We start from the raw sequence: 18,529 nt of genomic DNA, 5'->3' as shown, positions 1-18,529 counted from the left end.
CCGCCATTTTCGACCTTCCAAAGGAGATAGCCATGGCCCAGTATCAGCCTGGTCATGTACACATCGAGCGCTCTGCGCTGAACAACGCCGACCACAGCTATGACCTGAACATCGAGTACGAGGCTGTGTCGGACCCCAAGGAAGGCAGAGGCATTCAGTTCCACATGCATGGCAGCATCGAAGGCAAGACGGTGGAAGAAAAGTTCTTCCTGGCCAAGGACCAGGCCTTGCCCAGCTTCCTCATGTTACTGACCCGCAAGGCGCAGTCGTATCTGGCGCCGCCGAAGAAATTCGAGACCCTGAGTTCGCCGCACAAGCTCTATGACCATATGTTTGCGGACATTCGCGAAAAGCTCGATGTGAAATCGGGCGACCCGATCAAACCTGAACATCTGGAGTGACCCTTTTCGCGAGCAAGCCCGCCCCTACAGCAGCAACCCTGCGGGAGCGGGCACGCCCGCGAATGCGCCACCGCCGACCTTGGGCCTGAACCCCGTCTCAGGGCATACTGGCGGCCTCCGTTGCCAACTGTTCGAACCCCATGCGCATCCACGTCAGCTTCATCGACCGCGTCGGCATCACCCAGGAAGTCCTCGCCCTGCTCGGTGCCCGCAACCTCAACCTGGACGCCGTGGAGATGGTCCCGCCGAACGTCTACATCGACGCCCCCACCCTCAGCCCCGCCGTACTTGAAGAACTGCACGACGCGCTGTTCGAAGTACACGGCGTGCAATCGGTGGACGTGGTCGACATCCTCCCCGGCCAGCGCCGCCACCTGCAGCTCGATGCCCTGCTGGCCGCCATGAGCGACCCGGTGCTGGCGGTGGACAGCGCAGGCCTGGTGCTGTTGGCCAACCCGGCGCTGATCGAACTGTGCGGCCGCGAATCTGCCGGGCGCTCGGTGGGTGAGCTGTTTGGCGATCCCGCGCTGCTGCAAGCGCTGCTGGACAACAACTTCCACCTGCCCATGCGCGAAATGCAGCTGAACGGCCATAGCCTGCTGCTGGACGCCATGCCGATTACCAACGCCGGTGGCCTGCTGACGCTGTACCCCCCCTCGCGCATGGGCGAACGCCTGTCGGCCTTGCACCACGACCACGCCGAAGGCTTCGATGCCTTGCTTGGCGAGTCGCCGGCCATCCGCACCCTCAAGGCCCGCGCCTTACGCGTGGCGGCGCTCGATGCGCCGCTGCTGGTGCATGGCGAGACCGGCACCGGCAAAGAACTGGTCGCCCGCGCCTGCCATGCCGTCAGCAGCCGCCATGCGGCCCCGTTCCTGGCGCTGAACTGCGCCGCGCTGCCCGAGAGCCTGGCCGAAAGCGAGCTGTTCGGCTACGCGCCCGGGGCCTTTACCGGCGCGCAACGAGGTGGCAAGCCTGGGCTGATGGAACTGGCCAACCAGGGCACCGTGTTTCTCGATGAAATTGGTGAAATGTCGCCCTACCTGCAGGCCAAGCTGCTGCGTTTTCTCAGCGATGGCAGCTTCCGCCGGGTGGGTGGCGACCGTGAAGTGAAGGTGGATGTGCGCATCATCAGCGCCACCCACCGCGATCTGGAGCGCATGGTCGCCGAAGGCAGCTTTCGCGAAGACCTGTTCTACCGCCTGAACGTGCTTAACCTGGAGGTACCGCCGCTTCGCGACCGTGGCCAGGACATCCTGATGCTGGCGCACTTCTTCATGCAGCAGGCGTGCACACAGATCCAGCGCCCAGCCTGTCGGCTGACCCCCTCCACCCATTCGGCACTGCTGGCCAACCCTTGGCCGGGCAATGTGCGCCAATTGCAGAACGTGATCTTCCGCGCCGCGGCTATCTGCGAGGGCAACCTGGTGGATATCGGCGACCTGGACATCGCCGGCACCTCGGTGGCACGCGGGCAAGATGGCGAAGTGGCCAGCCTGGAACAGGCTGTAGGTGATTTCGAGCGCGAGCTGTTACAGCGCTTGTATGCCAGCTACCCGTCAACACGGCAACTGGCCGGGCGCTTGCAAACTTCGCACACGGCTATCGCGCAGAGGCTGCGTAAATATGGAATACCCGGGAAACCATGACGGCTGTGGTCAAAACCCATAATTGAATCGGACTTTTCCTAGCCGCTCAGCCACATGTGACTGGAGTGCTCCCCGTAGAATGGCGACATTGCAATTTTGCTTGTCACCCTGAACGAAGAGTACCCTGATGTTCGAACTCGATTTTTACGGGACACTGGTAGCCGCCTCGTTGGTACTGCTACTGGGACGCGGCCTGGTTGCACGCATTGGTTTCCTGCGCGCATACAATATCCCGGAGCCTGTTGCAGGCGGCCTGGTCGTTGCCCTGTTACTCCTGGCATTGCGCAGTTTCGATGTACACGTCCAATTCGATACCTCGTTGCAAACACCGTTGATGCTGGCATTCTTCGCTACCATCGGCTTGAGTGCAGACTTCGCAAGCCTGAAGAAGGGTGGACGCGTGGTCGCCGTATTCCTTTTGGTGGTGACGGGTTTGCTAATGGTTCAGAACGCCATGGGCATCGGCCTGGCAACAGCACTGGGGCTCGACCCGCTGATGGGCCTGCTGGCCGGTTCGATCAGCTTGTCGGGTGGCCACGGTACAGGCGCTGCCTGGGGCGCGACCTTCACTGAGCGGTTCGGCCTGGCTTCGGCTTCGGAACTGGCAATGGCCTCTGCCACTTTCGGCCTGGTGTTGGGCGGTTTGATCGGTGGGCCAGTCGCCCGGTTGCTGATCAAACGGGTCGAAACACCTGGCGTGCAAGAAGAAGCACCGCAGTTACCCAAGGGCTTTGAACAACCCGACAAAGAGCGCCTGATCACATCGTTTTCATTTATAGAAACCTTGGCACTTATTGCGGTCAGCTTACTGACGGGCACATTACTTAATGGCTTGTTGAAAGGCACAGCATTCGAACTGCCGACCTTCGTTTGCGTACTCTTCGTCGGTGTAGTGTTGCGCAATGGGCTTCGGGCTTTAGGCGTTTACAAAGTATTCGAACGGGAAGTGTCGGTACTGGGCAATGTGAGTTTGTCCCTGTTCCTGGCCATTGCCTTGATGTCGCTCAAGTTGTGGGACCTGGCAGCCCTGGCGTTACCCTTCTTTACCTTGTTGGCCGCGCAGACACTGGTCATGGCGCTGTTCGCAATCTTCGTGACGTTCAAGGTAATGGGGCGCAACTACGATGCAGCAGTCCTGGCTGCCGGCCACTGTGGCTTCGGCCTGGGTGCTACACCGACAGCCATCGCCAACATGCAGGCGGTGACACAACGCTATGGTGCCTCGCACCTCGCCTTCCTGGTGGTGCCGATGGTGGGGGCGTTCTTCATCGACATCATCAATGTCATCGTGATCAAGCTGTACCTGGCATTGCCCTGGTTTGTTGCGGGTTAAGCGATCTCACGCTCCCCTTGAATGACATCGTTCTGAGTGGCGTGGGGCCTGCCGGTACAGCCTACCAACGCAGCATGCGGGGGCCCCACCAGGCACCGAATACCGTCGGCACGAGCATGCCTAGGACATACCACACACCCCAGAACGGTACGCCCATTTCCGGACAATGCAGGCAGTAGGCAACCGTTGCGGTCGAGCCCGCCAGCAGGCCACCGGCAGCGCCCGCTTGCCGTAACCGGGTGGGCGCCAGACCTTTCAGCGCCCAGAACACGGTGACAAAGGCCGGCACCGACAGCAACGTGATATTCAGTGCGCAGGTACGCCATGTGCGCCCGAACAACAGGTCGGCGCGCGCCTCCACAGGCGCCCCGGCGATGCTGACCGCCGCCCCGCACCAGACCAGCAGCAGTGGCAAGCCAAGCATCTTCCAGCCTGCAGCGCCCTTCCCTCCTGGCCTGGCCAAGCGGCTCGTCAACCACAGCCCGATCAACGCCAAGCTGGTTGGAAAGGCGACTTTGCCCCAGAACAACGGGGTTTGTGCGACCTCTGTGATATCACTGCGTACACCGTAAAGGGTAATTGTCAGCAGCAGTGCGGCGGTCAGCCCGCCCAGCACAGCCACTGCCATCCGAATGCAAACGGCGTGGCGCGGTACTGGCCCTTCGCCTGCAGCCAGCAAGGCGATCAAATCGTCAGTCTTCATGGTTGTTGGCTCCTCCAATTAGCCTGGATAGCGCTTTCAGACCTCGATGTATCCCCACCTTTACCGCTGAACTGGAAAGCCCGGTAAGTTGTGCCGTCTCCTCGACGGACAACCCCTCCAGCTTGACATGAACAATCGGCAGTCGTTGCCGCTCTGGCAGTTGCTTGAGCAGCTTGGTCAGGTCTCGGCTGGCCTCGGCTGATTCAACCTCCGAGACGGCAAAAAGTTGCGCATCATCGTCCAGCACATCATGCCGGGCGTCGCGACGTGAAACACTTCGCAGATGATCCGCCAGCTTGTAACGGGCGATCGCCTGCACCCAGGCGGTCAACGGCTGCTGCGGCTGGTACGTGTGGCGCGCGTTATGCACCGCCAGCAGCACATCCTGCACCATGTCCTCTATCTCGGCCGGGCGCCTGCTCAGACGGCTGCGCAGAAACGCACGTACATGCAGCGCAAGCGTGCCAAGAAAATCCTGATAGGCCAGCTGGTCGCCTGTCAGCCCACGAAGCAACAGTGCTTTCAACCGGGCCTCGCGAGCCTCGAGCTCATCCTGTGAGTTAGTTCGCTGCATGGGTCGCCTGGGTTACACCCTGAATACAATTGACTTGATTCATCCGCTCCCGGCGTGTGGCACGCAGGTGCTGCAAATATGCCATGCCCTTGGCTTCAACATCAGGTTGTGAAGACACGCCCTGAAAAAATTTCTTCCAAGGCTGTAACCCGTTTTACGCAAGGCACGAACTACTCCATGAGCCGCCGGTAAAGACCACGGCCACACTCTCAGGAGATTGACCCATGAAAACCCTCGCCCTCACCACTGCAGCACTCGCTCTCGCCTCGCTTGCAGGCGTTGCCATGGCGGCCGACAGCACGCAACCCGCAGGCAGTGGCGCTGCCATGGAGAAATGCTACGGCGTCGCCATGGCAGGAAAGAACGATTGCAAGGCCGGCGCCGGCACCAGTTGCGCCGGCAGTGCGAAGAAGGACTACGACGGCATGCACTGGAAAAACGTCCCCGCCGGCACCTGCACATCGATCAAGACACCTGCCGGCATGGGCTCGCTGACACCTCAAAAGTCTTGATCAGGGGAAACCGACCATGAACGCAGACGCACGAATGGGCGCCGGAATCAGCCTGAAGGCCGAGTACTACGACCAGGCGCTGGCGTGCAATCTCGAAGGGCTCTGGTTTGAGGTTCACCCGGAGAACTACATGGTCGGCGGCCCTCGCCTTGCCTGGCTGAACCGAATCGCAGCACTTCACCCGGTCTCATTGCATGGTGTAGCACTTTCGCTTGCGGCTGACGCGCCCCCCGATCAGGACCATTTGCAGCGTCTGCGCGCACTGTGCGATCAGATCGAACCGGTACTTGTATCAGAGCACCTGGCCTGGTCCACCTGGCAGGGTCACTACCATCCAGACCTGCTGCCATTTCCCCGCAGCAACGAAGCCCTGCAGCGCATCGCTGAAAACATCCAGCGATGCCAGGAGGTATTGGGCCGGCGTATATCCATCGAAAACCCCAGTCATTACTTGCAGCTGCAGGGCCATGACTGGGACGAGATCGACTTTCTTGACGAACTGACACGTCGCACCGGTTGCGGCCTGCTGCTGGACATCAACAACGTCTATGTGAGTGCTCACAATCTGGGGTTTTCGGCAACTGCCTACCTGGACCGCTTTCCAGCGCAAGCCATCACAGAAGTTCATCTGGCCGGGCACAGCGATGATGACCAAGGCAGCCTGTTGATCGACTCTCATGATGCGCTGGTGGCCGAGCCTGTGTGGGCGCTGTACCGCCAACTGGTTTCCCGTGTCGGCCCGCGCCCGACACTCATTGAACGTGACGACAAGCTTCCCCCGTTCACCGAGCTGCTTGCTGAACGGTCCATCGCACAGTCGATCATGACTTGCCCGGGTGTATTGCCATGAACCTTTCCCTTGGTCAGTTCCAGCACGCGTTCATCGAGGCACTCTATTCCCGTCCTGCTCCCCAGCTTTCGGGAGTGACCGAACAGGCGGCGTTCGCGGTTTATCGCAACACGGTGTTGGCCGGCTGCGTGGATGCGCTGCGCGCCAACTTTCCGAGCGTGTGCACACTCGTCGGGCGTGCCTGGATGGATGAGACCGCGGCAGTTTACGCGCGGCAATTCCCCCCCAGCGATCCCCGGCTGATCTGCTATGGCGCAACCTTCCCGGATTTCCTCGAAGACATTCAGTCACAGCACGCTGTGCCGTATCTGGCGGATGTCGCCCGCCTGGACCTGCATTGGACAGAAGCCTTCAGCGCGCCGTACGAAACGTGCCTGAACCTTGTCGAACTGGCAGGCATGACCCCCAGCGATCTTGATCACGGTTGCTTGCCCCCCCGTGCCAGTGCTCGCTGGTACTGGTGCGAAACGCATCCTGTGTACACCCTGTGGCGCTGCGCCCGCGAGCAGGTTGCCTGGCCCCATGACCAGCCATGGGTGGGCGAAGGGGTGCTGTTTGTCGGCACCGCTGATGGCGTATGCCACCAGCCACTGGGAAAAGGTGGCCATGCGTTTCTCAAGGCCTGTGCGGCCGGACAGTCGCTGATGCAGGCCTCGGAACTGGCGCGACACGCTGAAACCGACCTGGATTTCACCGAGATGCTCGGGCGCCTGATGACAGCCCAGGCTTTTCGCCCACTCGCCTTCACAGGAGAACACCACCATGGCTAGTGCCGATTTCACACCTCCGGCCAGCAGCCTGCGGCGCGCCTGGAACCACGTTGCACAGAGCCTCGAGCGCCGTTTGAGCGATGACCTGTTGTGCCTGGTCGCCCGGTTCGGGATCGCCTCGGTATTCTTTCTTTCCGGACGCACCAAAGTGGAGGGTTTCCTCACCCTTACACCCGGCACCTATGAGCTGTTCCGCACCGAGTACGCGCTGCCGCTACTCTCGCCCTGGCTTGCAGCGCACCTGGCCGCCTACGCTGAGCACTTGTTCCCGCTATTGCTGGTGCTCGGGCTGATGACCCGGCTATCGGCGCTGGCACTGCTGGGCATGACGTTGGTGATCGAAGTGTTCGTCTACCCCGATGCGTGGCCCACCCACCTGACTTGGGCAGGGCTCTTGCTGCTCCTGGTTGCCCGAGGCGCCGGCGCGTTTTCGCTGGATCATCTGCTGAAAGTGAGATGACCGAAGGCCATTGGCACCTCGCCTGTCCAGGCACCACGTGTATCGTTTTCACTACGTCGTAGCGAAAACGATACACACCCTCCTCGACGTGGGTGCACAAGGGTTTGATGCTCAAACCCTTTTCCTCCCATGAGCACCTGTAACGATATCATTCCATACGAAAAATACGGCTTCTCCGCCTATTTACGTAATCTATTGATAAATAAGAAGTTTTATAGGTTGGCCGCATTATTGCTAAGGGAATCCTACCCTAAGAGCGCGGCGCCACCGCGCCCCCAACGCCCTGCTTCCCGAGGATTCCCCATGAGCGAGTTGCGTTTCACTGAAGATCACGAATGGCTGCGCGTCGAAGCCGATGGCAGCGTCACCGTGGGCATCACCGCCTACGCCCAGAATGCCCTGGGCGACGTGGTTTTCGTGCAACTGCCAGAGTTGCAGCAGTATGAGAAAGGCAGCGAAGCGTCCACCGTTGAATCGGTCAAGGCCGCCAGCGGCGTGTACATGCCACTGACAGGTGAAGTGGTCGAGGTCAACGGCCAGCTTGAAGACAGCCCGGAACTGGTCAACGAAGACCCGATGGGCGAAGGCTGGTTCTTCCGCTTCATCCCTGCCAATGCAGAAGCCGTCACCGCTCTGCTCGACCAGGACGCCTACGACCGCCTGCTCAAAGCCAACGACGACGCCTGAGGAATCCCGCCATGACCATCAACCTCGGCACCGCCAACGAATTCATCGCCCGTCACATAGGCCCGCGCGCCGCTGACGAACAGGCCATGCTCACTGCACTGGGCTTCGACTCGCTGGACGCCATGACCGCTGCGGTCATCCCCGACAGCATCAAAGGCACCAGCGTGCTTGGCTCGCACGACGGCCAGAGCGAGGCCGACGCACTCGCCGCACTCAAGGCCATCGCCGGCAAGAACCAGCTGTTCAAAAGCTACATCGGCCAGGGCTACTACAACACCCACACCCCGGCACCGATCCTGCGCAACCTGCTGGAAAACCCGGCCTGGTACACCGCCTACACCCCGTATCAGCCAGAAATTTCCCAAGGCCGCCTGGAAGCGCTGCTGAACTTCCAGACCCTGATCAGCGACCTCACCGGCCTGCCGATCGCCAACGCCTCCTTGCTCGACGAAGCCACGGCTGCGGCCGAGGCCATGACCTTCTGCAAGCGCCTGTCGAAGAACAAATCCAGCCATGCCTTCTTCGCCTCCGTGCACTGTCACCCGCAAACCCTCGACGTGCTGCGCACCCGTGCCGAGCCGTTGGGTATCGAGGTTGTGGTTGGCGACGAACGCGAGCTGGGCGATGTCAGCGCCTTCTTCGGGGCCCTGCTGCAATACCCGGCCAGCAACGGTGAAGTGTTCGACTACCACGAGGTCGTGCAGCGCTTCCACGCGGCCAACGCCCTGGTCGCCGTAGCGGCAGACCTGCTGGCCCTGACCCTGCTGACCCCACCGGGCGAGTTCGACGCCGACGTGGCCATCGGCAGTGCCCAGCGCTTCGGCGTGCCACTGGGCTTCGGTGGCCCGCACGCGGCTTACTTCGCCACCCGCGACGCGTTCAAGCGCGACATGCCTGGCCGCTTGGTCGGCGTGTCGATCGACCGCTTCGGCAAAACCGCCCTGCGTCTGGCCATGCAGACCCGCGAGCAGCACATCCGCCGCGAAAAGGCCACCAGCAACATCTGCACCGCCCAGGTGCTGCTGGCCAACATCGCCAGCATGTTCGCCGTGTACCACGGCCCTGCCGGCCTCAAGCGCATTGCCGAGCGCACCCATGCCCTGACCGCGATCCTCGCCGCCGGCCTGAAGGCGCTGGGCGTACAAGTGGTGGGCGCCAGCGCCTTCGATACCCTGACCCTGGCCACCGGCACTGCCACCGCCAGCCTGCATGACAAGGCACGCGCCCAGGGCATCAACCTGCGCCAGATCGATGCCGCCCATGTGGGCCTGTCTCTGGACGAAACCAGCACTCAGGCTGACGTCGAATCGCTGTGGCAGCTGTTGGGTGGCGAGCAGGCACAGCCTGATTTCACCGCACTGGCCGCCAGCACCGGTTCCCTGCTGCCTGCCGCCCTGCTGCGCCAGTCGGCCATCCTCGAACACCCGGTGTTCAACCGCTACCACAGCGAAACCGAGCTGATGCGCTACCTGCGCCGCCTGGCCGACAAGGACCTGGCGCTGGACCGCAGCATGATTCCGCTGGGCTCGTGCACCATGAAGCTGAACGCCGCCAGCGAGATGATCCCGGTCACCTGGGCCGAGTTCGGCAACCTGCACCCATTCGCCCCGGCCGAGCAGAGCCAGGGCTACCTGCAGATGACCACCGAACTGGAGGCCATGCTGTGCGCGGCCACTGGCTATGATGCCGTGTCGCTGCAGCCCAACGCCGGCTCGCAGGGCGAATACGCCGGGCTGTTGGCGATCCGCGCCTACCACCGCAGCCGGGGTGAAGGCCACCGCGATATCTGCCTGATCCCGTCGTCGGCCCATGGCACCAACCCGGCCACCGCACACATGGCTGGCATGCGTGTCGTGGTTACCGCCTGTGACGCCCGTGGCAACGTCGATGTCGAGGACCTGCGCGCCAAAGCCATCGAGCACCGCGAGCGCCTGGCCGCAATCATGATCACCTACCCGTCGACCCACGGCGTGTTCGAGGAAGCGATCGGCGAAATCTGCGCGATCATCCACGACAACGGTGGCCAGGTGTACATCGACGGCGCCAACATGAACGCCATGGTCGGACTGTGCGCACCCGGCAAGTTCGGCGGCGACGTTTCCCACCTGAACCTGCACAAGACCTTCTGCATCCCGCACGGTGGTGGTGGCCCGGGCGTAGGCCCGATTGGCGTCAAGTCGCACCTGGCGCCGTTCCTGCCAGGCCATGCACAGCTGGAAAACACCCAAGGCGCGGTATGCGCTGCGCCGTTCGGTAGCGCCAGCATCCTGCCCATCACATGGATGTATATCCGCATGATGGGCGGTGCCGGCCTCAAACGTGCCTCGCAGATGGCAATCCTCAACGCCAACTACATCGCCCGCCGCCTGGAAGAGCACTATCCTGTTCTGTATACCGGCGGTAACGGCCTGGTGGCTCACGAGTGCATTCTCGACCTGCGCCCACTGAAGGACACCAGCGGCATCAGTGTCGACGACGTGGCCAAGCGGTTGATCGACTTTGGCTTCCACGCCCCGACCATGTCCTTCCCGGTGGCTGGCACGCTGATGATCGAACCGACCGAAAGCGAGTCCAAAGAAGAACTGGACCGCTTCTGCAACGCAATGATCCAGATCCGCGAAGAAATCCGCGCGGTGGAGAACGGTAGCCTGGACAAGGACGACAACCCGCTGAAAAACGCACCGCACACTGCGGCTGAGCTGGTTGGCGAATGGACCCATGGCTACAGCCGCGAGCAGGCGGTATACCCCCTGGCGAGCCTGGTGGAAGGCAAGTACTGGCCGCCGGTCGGCCGGGTCGACAACGTGTTCGGCGACCGCAACCTGGTGTGCGCCTGCCCGTCGATCGAGAGCTATCAGGACGCCTGATAGCCCCTCCCCGCCACCTGGCTTGGGTGGCGGGCGCTGTGTAGGCGCGGGTCTACCCGCGAATGCGAGGGTGGCAATACCACCGCATTCGCGGATAAACCCGCGCCTACAGGGCTCAACGTCCGCCCAACAATCTGGCAGGAGGTCACCATGTCACTGAGCGTCTTCGACCTGTTCAAGATCGGCATCGGCCCCTCCAGCTCCCACACGGTCGGACCAATGCGCGCCGCTGCGCGGTTTGCCGAAGGGCTGCGCCGTGACGGCCTGCTGGCCCGCACCGCCAGCGTCAAAGCCGAGCTGTATGGCTCACTGGGCGCAACAGGCAAAGGCCACGGCAGTGACAAAGCCGTGCTGCTGGGCCTTGAAGGCGAACACCCGGACATTATCGACACCGACAGCATTCCCGCCCGCCTGCAGGTCATCCGCGACAGCGGACGCATCAACCTGCTGGGCGAACACAGCATTGCGTTCATCGAAAAGCAGCACCTGGCGATGATCCGCAAGCCGTTGGACTACCACCCCAACGGCATGATATTTCGCGCCTTCGACGACGCAGGCCTGCAAATCCGAAGCCGCGAGTATTACTCGGTAGGCGGTGGTTTCGTGGTCGACGAGGACGCTGCCGGCCATGACCGCATCGTCGAAGACACCACGGTGCTGGCCTATCCGTTCAAGACCGCCAAGGCGCTCCTCGGCCACTGCACCGCGCATGACCTGTCGGTGAGCCAGGTCATGCTGGCCAACGAGACCGCCTGGCGCCCTGAAGCAGAAACCCGAGCCGGGCTGCTGCGCATCTGGCAGGTGATGCAAGATTGCGTCGCGGCAGGTTGCCAGCATGAGGGCATATTACCGGGAGGGCTCAAGGTCAAACGCCGCGCACCGGCCCTGTACCGCCAACTGAGCGGCCACCCGGAAGCCAGCCTGCGTGATGCCCTGTCAGTGCTCGACTGGGTCAACCTCTACGCCTTGGCGGTGAACGAGGAAAACGCCTACGGCGGTCGTGTGGTCACCGCCCCTACCAATGGTGCAGCGGGCATCGTCCCGGCAGTCCTTCACTACTACATGCGCTTCGTCCCCGGTGCCAGCGAGGACGGGGTGGTGCGCTTTCTGCTCACCGCCGCAGCCATCGGCATCCTGTACAAGGAAAACGCCTCCATCTCCGGGGCCGAAGTGGGCTGTCAGGGCGAGGTCGGCGTTGCCTGTTCGATGGCCGCCGGTGCGCTGTGCGAAGTGATGGGCGGTAGCGTGCAGCAGGTGGAGAACGCAGCCGAAATAGGCATGGAACACAACCTGGGCCTGACCTGCGACCCGATAGGCGGCCTCGTACAGGTGCCCTGTATCGAGCGCAATGCCATGGGCTCGGTGAAGGCCATCAACGCGGTACGCATGGCCCTGCGCGGCGACGGGCAGCACTACGTGTCGCTGGACAAGGTCATCCGCACCATGCGCCAGACCGGCGCCGACATGAAAAGCAAATACAAAGAGACCGCCCGTGGCGGCCTGGCCGTCAACATCATCGAATGTTGACCCAACAATGACAGCAAGGAGTCATCGATGTCCGAAACACTGCTCAAGACCCCACTGCATGCCTTGCACCTGGAACTGGGTGCACGCATGGTGCCGTTCGCCGGCTACGACATGCCGGTGCAGTACCCGCTGGGCGTGCTCAAGGAACACCTGCACACCCGCGAGCAGGCCGGCCTGTTCGACGTCTCGCACATGGGCCAGATCGTTCTGCATGGCGCTGACGCCGCCAAGGCGCTGGAAAGCCTGGTACCGGTGGACATCATCGACCTGCCGGTGGGCATGCAGCGTTATGCCATGTTCACCAATGAGCAAGGCGGCATTCTCGACGACCTGATGGTGGCCAACCTGGGCGAGGACACCCTGTTCCTGGTAGTCAACGCTGCCTGCAAGGAGCAGGACCTGGCTCACCTGCAATCCCACATTGGCAACCGTTGCGAGGTGCAGCCGCTGTTCGAGGAGCGTGCCCTGCTCGCCCTGCAAGGCCCGGCTGCAGTCAAGGTGCTGGAACGCCTGGCTCCAGAAGTGGCCGGCATGACCTTCATGCAGTTCCGCCGAGTAACACTGCTGGGTGTGGACTGCTTCGTCAGCCGCTCGGGCTACACCGGCGAAGACGGCTACGAGATCTCGGTACCGGTCAACGCTGCCGACGCCCTGGCTCGCCGCCTGCTGGCCGAGCCGGAAGTACAGCCGATCGGCTTGGGCGCACGCGACTCGCTGCGCCTGGAAGCTGGCCTGTGCCTGTATGGCCACGACATGAACAGCGAGACTACGCCGATCGAAGCCAGCCTGCTGTGGGCAATTTCCAAGGTGCGCCGTGCCGAGGGTGCACGGGCTGCCGGCTTCCCGGGTGCCGAGACGATCTTCGCCCACGTGCGCGATGGTGTTGCGCGCAAACGTGTCGGCCTGTTGCCGCAGGAGCGTACGCCTGTTCGTGAAGGTGCGGACATTGTCGACGCAAACGATAAAGCGGTAGGTAAAGTGTGCAGCGGGGGCTTTGGCCCGACACTCGCCGCACCTGTCGCAATGGGTTATATCGATAGTGAACATGCTGCACTCGACACCGAGCTGTTTGCCGTGGTGCGTGGAAAGAAGGTGGCCTTGAAAGTCAGCAAAATGCCTTTCGTGACACCACGTTACTACCGTGGCTGAAACAGCTTTGTGAAGGTTTTGGGCAGCGTCGACATATTCGTTTTCGAACCTGCCCAATAACTTTTGAACATGGCGCCAGGCCAGGCGCCATGCCGTTTCCGACAAATCGGTCGGTTATCGGCAAGCGGCCAGTTTTCCATACGACCAAGGGCTTGTTTTTCGCTCGGGAGTTGGCGTAGAGTCACTGCACTGTGTTTGCATGGGTCGCAACAGTTCGTGACCTGGGCCAGTAGCCGAGATTTGCTACAACCCGTTCGACGTCTCTTACTTCCTGCAACCCAGCCCAGTAATCTTTCGCTTACAAAAAAGTGCGAAAGAAACTGTCATCAAAATTTAAGCTTCATAGGAAATAAGACAATGGCTGAGCGTCAGAACGGTACCGTCAAGTGGTTCAATGACGAAAAAGGTTACGGCTTCATCACCCCAGAAAGCGGTCCGGATCTGTTCGTGCACTTCCGCGCTATCGAAGGTAGCGGCTTCAAAAGCCTGAAAGAAGGCCAGAAGGTTACCTTTGAAGCAGTTCAGGGCCAGAAAGGCATGCAGGCTGACAAGGTTCAACCTGTCTGATCCAGCGCCAGACTTTGAAAAGCCCCTGCCAAGTGCAGGGGTTTTTTTTTGGTTCTTCACGGATTGCCGGGAAAGTCATTCTTGATCTTCATGAAAAAGAATTCGCTGTCCCGGTAGCCGTAAGCCATCCGCTTGATCACCTTGATCCGGTTGTTGATGCCTTCCAGCTGGCCCGTATGCATTGGCCATCGCACCCTGCTCAAGATGCCGCGCCAGTATCCCTTCAGGCGTTTAGCAAACTGCTTCAGTGCCGGTATCGCGCTTTCATCAGCCAGACGCAGCCACTGCTTCCAGGCTGATCGCCAACCCCAGGCGGTGGTGGGCGACCACAGCGCTTTTAACTCTGCTTTCATCAGATAAACCGTCATCAGCGATTGGTTAGCCGACAGCAGATCCCTCAGGTGCACCTGTTGATCTTCTCGCTTGAGATTTTCCGGATTACGCAGCAGTAGCCAGCGTGCTTGCTTGATCACCCTGCGCGCGGGTTTGTCATGGCGCAGACGGTTGGCTTCGTCGACCCGTACCCGGTCAATCACCTCGCGCCCATACTTGGCGACTACATGAAACAGGTCGTAGACCACGCGTGCCTGAGGGCAGTGTTGGCGTACCTCTAGGTCAAATGCGGTGTTCATGTCCATCGCCACTGCTTCGATCCGCACACAGCCTTCTGGCCCCAGCTCTTCAAAGAAGGGCCTGATAGCCGTTCTGCTACGTCCTTCACCAATCCACAGCACCCGGCGGGTATCGGCGTCCAGCACCACGCTGGCGTAGCGATGGCCTTTGAACAGGGCGAACTCGTCCATCACCAGGCGCCTGGGCTGGGCCTTTGGTAGCTTCTCTAGAGCGGCTTGTAGAGCTCGTCGTTCCAGCAAGCGCACACTGTCCCAATGCAAGTCAAACAGCTCGGCGACGTGCAGGGTAGGCAGCCGCTGGCAAGCCTGGATCACGGCCTCGGCCAAGCGCTGGGTCATACGCGAATAGCGATCAAGCCAGCTGACTGACTCCATCCGCTTGCCGCATGCGCGACACCCAACGCGCCGCAGTTCCACATTCAACCGTACCGCATGGCCAAGAATGGGGAGATCACGGATCGAGCGCTGACAGTATTCGTGGATGGCGGTGCTGGGCTGATGGCAGCCGCTGCAGGTGGGGAACCTGGTGGGCTGCGGAATCAGGTCGATCAGCAGATCGTCGCCGTCAGGCCTGATGGCAATGACAGAAAAGCCCTCCCAAAAGGGCAGAAACGTATTAATATCGTGCACAAGAACGCCGGTTTGTTGATGTGTTTGCTCGCACGAACATCATCCATCAAACCGGCGTTCTTGTTTCTGTCTTTCCCGGGATTCCGTGAAGAACCTTTTTTTTGCCCGTAGAATAGCAGGCTCGTCTTCTGGAGCTGTCCTGCATGTCCAAGCCTCTGCTCACACCCCAGGGTGATTTTCCGCCGGTCGGCCTGGGCCGGCGCCTGGCAGCGATGTTCTATGACTTTCTACTGTGCACCGCGCTGCTGATCGTGACCGCCGGCGCCTACAAGATGATTCAGATGTCGATCATCGGCGAAGCACGTATGCGCGAGCTGACCGAGGCCGGTGCACTGGATGGCGACCCATTGCTGTCTACGGTACTGCTGTTTGCCCTGTTCGGCTTTTTTGCCAAGTTCTGGACCCACGGTGGGCAGACGCTGGGTATGCAGGTATGGGGCGTTCGGGTGCAGAATGCCGATGGCTCGGCCATCAGCCTGTGGCAGGCGCTCTTGCGGTTCGTCGTGTCGATTGCCTCGTGGCTGTGCCTGGGGCTGGGTTTTTTCTGGGTGCTGATCGACAAGCGCAAGCGTGGTTGGCATGACATCTATTCGGAAAGCCAGCTGGTGCGGGTGCCTAAACAGAAGAAATGAGCCAGAGGATTGGCGTTGCCGGTTCGGGCCCTTTCCTCATGCCTGCGCGATACCTGTAGGCGCGGGTTTACCCGCCAAGAGGCCGGGCCAGATTAACACCCATGAAAAAGCCGACCCTGAGGTCGGCTTTCTTGTGCAGCTCAGGCTATTACCCTGCCCGGCGCAACAACCACACACCGGCCAAGGCACAGATACCCGCCGGTATCACCACCGCCAGCAGCGGCGGGAAGCCGAATACCTGGCTCGAAGGCCCGAGCAGGTCCTGACCAATGCGAAACACGAAGCCCACCAGCACACCCGTGAACACGCGCTGACCAAGGGTAACCGAACGCAGCGGGCCAAAGATGAACGAAATCGCCATCAGCACCAGGGCCGCCGTTACCATCGGCTGCAGCACCTTGGTCCAGAATGCCAGCCAGTATCGGGAGTTGTTCAGGCCCTGGTCAGACAGGTAATGGATGTAGTCCCACAAGCCGGTAATCGAAAGCGACTCCGGCGCAAGGATCACGGTATTGAGCAGCTCTGGGGTGAGCGAAACATCCCAGCGCTCCTCCGGCGCGTTGACCACCTCGGTGTGGTCGCCACGGAAATAGGTGGTACGCACATCAGCGAGCAGCCAGTGGTCGTTCTGGTACTGCGCACGGCGGGCAAAGCTCGAGGTGACAATCTTGCGCTCGCTGTCGAAGCGGTAGCGGGTCACGCCCAGCAGCAGGCCATCGGGCTGTACGGCGTTGATGTGCACGTACTCCTCGCCCTGGCGGTGCCACATGCCACGTTTTGAGCTTTGTGCTTCACCACCACCCTGGGCCAGGGAACGGTCGGCCTGGGCCTTGTTCTCGGTCACCGGTGCCACATATTCGCCAATCAGCAGCCCCACCAGCATCAGCACCAGCATGGGTTTCATCACCGCCCAGACGATACGGCCGATGGACACGCCGGCCGCACGCATGATGGTCAGCTCGCTGCTGCTGGCCAGACTGCCCAGGCCGATCAGGCAACCGATCAGGGCGGCCATTGGCAGCATTTCATACAGCCGCCGAGGTGCGGTAAGCAGGACAAAGTTGCCCGCGTCCATCACCGTGTAGGTGTCACTCAGGTCGCCCATCTCATCGATGAAGGCGAAAAGCGAAGCCAGGCCGAGGATGATCCCCAGCACGGCCAGGATGGCCAGCAGCACGCTCTGGCCAATGTAGCGATCGAGCTTAGCCATGAGCCACCTCCGCACGGCGGGCGGCACGTTTGAGGCGCAGCGGTTCCCAGTACATCAGGCCAAGGCCGATCAGCAGGAACAGGCCGTGGACCCACCACATGCCCAGGGCGATCGGCAGTTTGCCCTTCTCGAGGGCGCCGCGTACGGAAATCAGCATTGTCAGGTAGGCCATGTACAGAAGAATTGCCGGCAGCAGCTTGAGGAAGCGGCCCTGACGCGGGTTGACCCGCGACAGTGGCACCGCCAGCAGGGTGACGACGAACACCAGGATTGGCAGCGACAGCCGCCATTGCAGCTCGGCGCGCTCACGCAGGCCCTCCTTGCCGATCAGTTCGGAGGTGGGAAGCGCTTCGCGCTCGGTCACTTCCTCGGCGACTTCCGGCTTGGGCAGCAGCACACCGTAGGTGTCGTACTTGATGGCGCGGTAGTCGGCCTGGCCCGGGTTGCCGTCGTAGCGGTAACCGTTTTCCAGCACCAGGTAGCGGTTGCCGTCGGCCTGGATTTCCTGGTGGCCCTTCTCGGCGACCAGCACCGAGGGGGCGCGGTCCTTGGTCTTGTCCTGGTTGAAGCGCTTCTCGGAGATGAACACCCCGCCCAGGTTGATGCGGTCATCCGACAGTTGCTCGGTATAGGTTACCCGCGAGCCATCACGCAATGTCTGGAAGCGGCCCGGCACCAAGGTGTCGAACTCGGTCAGGGCATCCTGCTGGCTGATGATCTGCTGCACCTGGGCCACGCCCAGCGGGGCCAGGCTCAGGCTCAGCCAGGCCACCAGCAGGGCAACCAGGGCAGCCGGCGCCATGGTCATGCCCAGCAGGCGCTGCTGGCTCATGCCAGTGGCCGACAGCACGGTCATCTCACTTTCCAGGTACAGGCGCCCGTAAGCCAGGAGGATGCCGAGGAACAGCCCCAGAGGCAGGATCAGTTGCAGGAAGCCTGGCAAGCGGAAGCCCATGATCAGGAACAACACGCCAGGGTCGAGCACGCCCTGGGCAGCCTGGGCCAGGTACTTGATGAAGCGCCCGCTCATGATGATCACCAACAGCACAGCGCTGACGGCGCTCAAGGTGACCAGGACCTCGCGGGACAGATAACGAAAGACGATCAAACCAGACACTCCTGGGTTGTCAGGGCGGACTGCCATGCAATGGCGCCAAACAATGACTTAGTACATCCAAGACCAATGCCGGTTCGCCAAAGGCGAACCTCCATGTAAAGTGCGCGCATTATCCTGTGATTGACCGCCCCTGTCACTTGGCCGCGTACGAAGGTGCACAACGGGGTTGTCAGCACGCTTGCCACAGGCTCAAACTGGCAGCTTTTCCGCTGGTGCGCGACGACGCGGCCAGGCCCGTCCAGAGCGCTGGAACACACAG

Annotated in this window: 18 protein-coding genes; 13 read left to right on the top strand and 5 right to left on the bottom strand. The window is 61.5% G+C overall.

Translation table 11 applies throughout. From position 1 onward, the window contains the following. The first annotated feature begins 32 nt into the window (after positions 1-32). The 3 genes from REH59_RS05125 to gltS all read left to right on the top strand — a co-directional run bounded on the left by REH59_RS05125 (position 33) and on the right by gltS (position 3,383). Positions 33-401 (top strand): DUF5064 family protein, encoded by a 369-nt coding sequence (locus REH59_RS05125; RefSeq protein WP_003255077.1) that lies wholly within the window; start codon positions 33-35, stop codon positions 399-401. Positions 402-541: 140 nt separating this feature from the next. Continuing rightward, complete coding sequence (locus REH59_RS05120) at positions 542-2,050, top strand: sigma-54-dependent transcriptional regulator (RefSeq protein WP_003255078.1); 1,509 nt, start codon at positions 542-544, stop codon at positions 2,048-2,050. Positions 2,051-2,177: 127 nt separating this feature from the next. After that, complete coding sequence (gene gltS / locus REH59_RS05115; protein WP_014860118.1) at positions 2,178-3,383, top strand: sodium/glutamate symporter; 1,206 nt, start codon at positions 2,178-2,180, stop codon at positions 3,381-3,383. A gap of 61 nt (positions 3,384-3,444) precedes the next feature. Here gltS and REH59_RS05110 read toward each other — a convergent pair whose 3' ends face one another. Both REH59_RS05110 and REH59_RS05105 read right to left on the bottom strand, forming a co-directional pair. Further along, complete coding sequence (locus REH59_RS05110; protein ID WP_014860117.1) at positions 3,445-4,086, bottom strand: DUF1109 domain-containing protein; 642 nt, start codon at positions 4,084-4,086, stop codon at positions 3,445-3,447. Beyond that, positions 4,076-4,660: a sigma-70 family RNA polymerase sigma factor gene (locus REH59_RS05105; RefSeq protein WP_003255081.1), complete on the bottom strand. Its 585-nt coding sequence runs from the start codon at positions 4,658-4,660 to the stop codon at positions 4,076-4,078. Before REH59_RS05105 ends, REH59_RS05110 begins: the two co-directional genes overlap by 11 nt. Positions 4,661-4,884: 224 nt before the next feature. On the opposite strand from REH59_RS05105, the gene REH59_RS05100 reads away from it, so the two are divergent. The 9 genes from REH59_RS05100 to REH59_RS05060 all read left to right on the top strand — a co-directional run bounded on the left by REH59_RS05100 (position 4,885) and on the right by REH59_RS05060 (position 14,049). Continuing rightward, positions 4,885-5,172 carry a DUF2282 domain-containing protein gene (locus REH59_RS05100; protein ID WP_003255083.1) on the top strand — a complete coding sequence of 96 codons (288 nt, stop codon included), beginning with the start codon at positions 4,885-4,887 and terminating at the stop codon, positions 5,170-5,172. Between the two features lie 16 nt (positions 5,173-5,188). Beyond that, complete coding sequence (locus REH59_RS05095; RefSeq protein WP_047605008.1) at positions 5,189-6,022, top strand: DUF692 domain-containing protein; 834 nt, start codon at positions 5,189-5,191, stop codon at positions 6,020-6,022. Further along, on the top strand, positions 6,019-6,792 hold the full coding sequence (locus REH59_RS05090; RefSeq protein ID WP_014860114.1) for a DNA-binding domain-containing protein: 774 nt from the start codon (positions 6,019-6,021) through the stop codon (positions 6,790-6,792). Before REH59_RS05095 ends, REH59_RS05090 begins: the two co-directional genes overlap by 4 nt. Continuing rightward, complete coding sequence (locus tag REH59_RS05085; RefSeq protein ID WP_014860113.1) at positions 6,785-7,252, top strand: DoxX family protein; 468 nt, start codon at positions 6,785-6,787, stop codon at positions 7,250-7,252. Before REH59_RS05090 ends, REH59_RS05085 begins: the two co-directional genes overlap by 8 nt. A gap of 303 nt (positions 7,253-7,555) precedes the next feature. Further along, positions 7,556-7,939: a glycine cleavage system protein GcvH gene (gene gcvH, locus REH59_RS05080; RefSeq protein ID WP_014860112.1), complete on the top strand. Its 384-nt coding sequence runs from the start codon at positions 7,556-7,558 to the stop codon at positions 7,937-7,939. An 11-nt stretch (positions 7,940-7,950) separates the two neighbouring features. After that, on the top strand, positions 7,951-10,806 hold the full coding sequence (gene gcvP, locus REH59_RS05075; RefSeq protein ID WP_014860111.1) for an aminomethyl-transferring glycine dehydrogenase: 2,856 nt from the start codon (positions 7,951-7,953) through the stop codon (positions 10,804-10,806). 150 nt (positions 10,807-10,956) lie between these two features. After that, entirely contained in the window at positions 10,957-12,333 is a 1,377-nt protein-coding gene (locus REH59_RS05070; protein WP_004575653.1) for an L-serine ammonia-lyase, read from the top strand. 27 nt (positions 12,334-12,360) lie between these two features. Beyond that, on the top strand, positions 12,361-13,482 hold the full coding sequence (gene gcvT / locus REH59_RS05065) for a glycine cleavage system aminomethyltransferase GcvT (protein WP_014860110.1): 1,122 nt from the start codon (positions 12,361-12,363) through the stop codon (positions 13,480-13,482). A 357-nt stretch (positions 13,483-13,839) separates the two neighbouring features. Continuing rightward, positions 13,840-14,049, top strand: a complete 210-nt coding sequence (locus REH59_RS05060) for a cold-shock protein (protein WP_003255093.1) — start codon at positions 13,840-13,842, stop codon at positions 14,047-14,049. A 56-nt stretch (positions 14,050-14,105) separates the two neighbouring features. Here REH59_RS05060 and REH59_RS05055 read toward each other — a convergent pair whose 3' ends face one another. Next, the gene (locus REH59_RS05055) at positions 14,106-15,311 is read right to left on the bottom strand and encodes an ISL3 family transposase (RefSeq protein WP_265536574.1); all 1,206 of its coding nucleotides are present in this window, start codon (positions 15,309-15,311) and stop codon (positions 14,106-14,108) included. 143 nt (positions 15,312-15,454) lie between these two features. Between REH59_RS05055 and REH59_RS05050 the strand changes: the two genes are divergently transcribed. Continuing rightward, a complete protein-coding gene (locus tag REH59_RS05050; RefSeq protein WP_003255094.1) occupies positions 15,455-15,943 on the top strand; it encodes an RDD family protein in 489 nt (162 codons plus the stop codon). A gap of 148 nt (positions 15,944-16,091) precedes the next feature. Here REH59_RS05050 and lptG read toward each other — a convergent pair whose 3' ends face one another. Continuing rightward, entirely contained in the window at positions 16,092-17,153 is a 1,062-nt protein-coding gene (gene lptG, locus REH59_RS05045; RefSeq protein ID WP_014755453.1) for an LPS export ABC transporter permease LptG, read from the bottom strand. Continuing rightward, entirely contained in the window at positions 17,146-18,261 is a 1,116-nt protein-coding gene (gene lptF / locus REH59_RS05040) for an LPS export ABC transporter permease LptF (protein WP_004575655.1), read from the bottom strand. The genes lptG and lptF overlap by 8 nt, the downstream gene beginning before the upstream one ends. Positions 18,262-18,529: the final 268 nt, after the last annotated feature.

This window comes from Pseudomonas sp. BO3-4 (assembly GCF_034044115.1).
In the GTDB taxonomy this organism is placed as follows: domain Bacteria; phylum Pseudomonadota; class Gammaproteobacteria; order Pseudomonadales; family Pseudomonadaceae; genus Aquipseudomonas; species Aquipseudomonas alloputida.
This window is presented reverse-complemented; position numbering and strand designations above follow the sequence as displayed.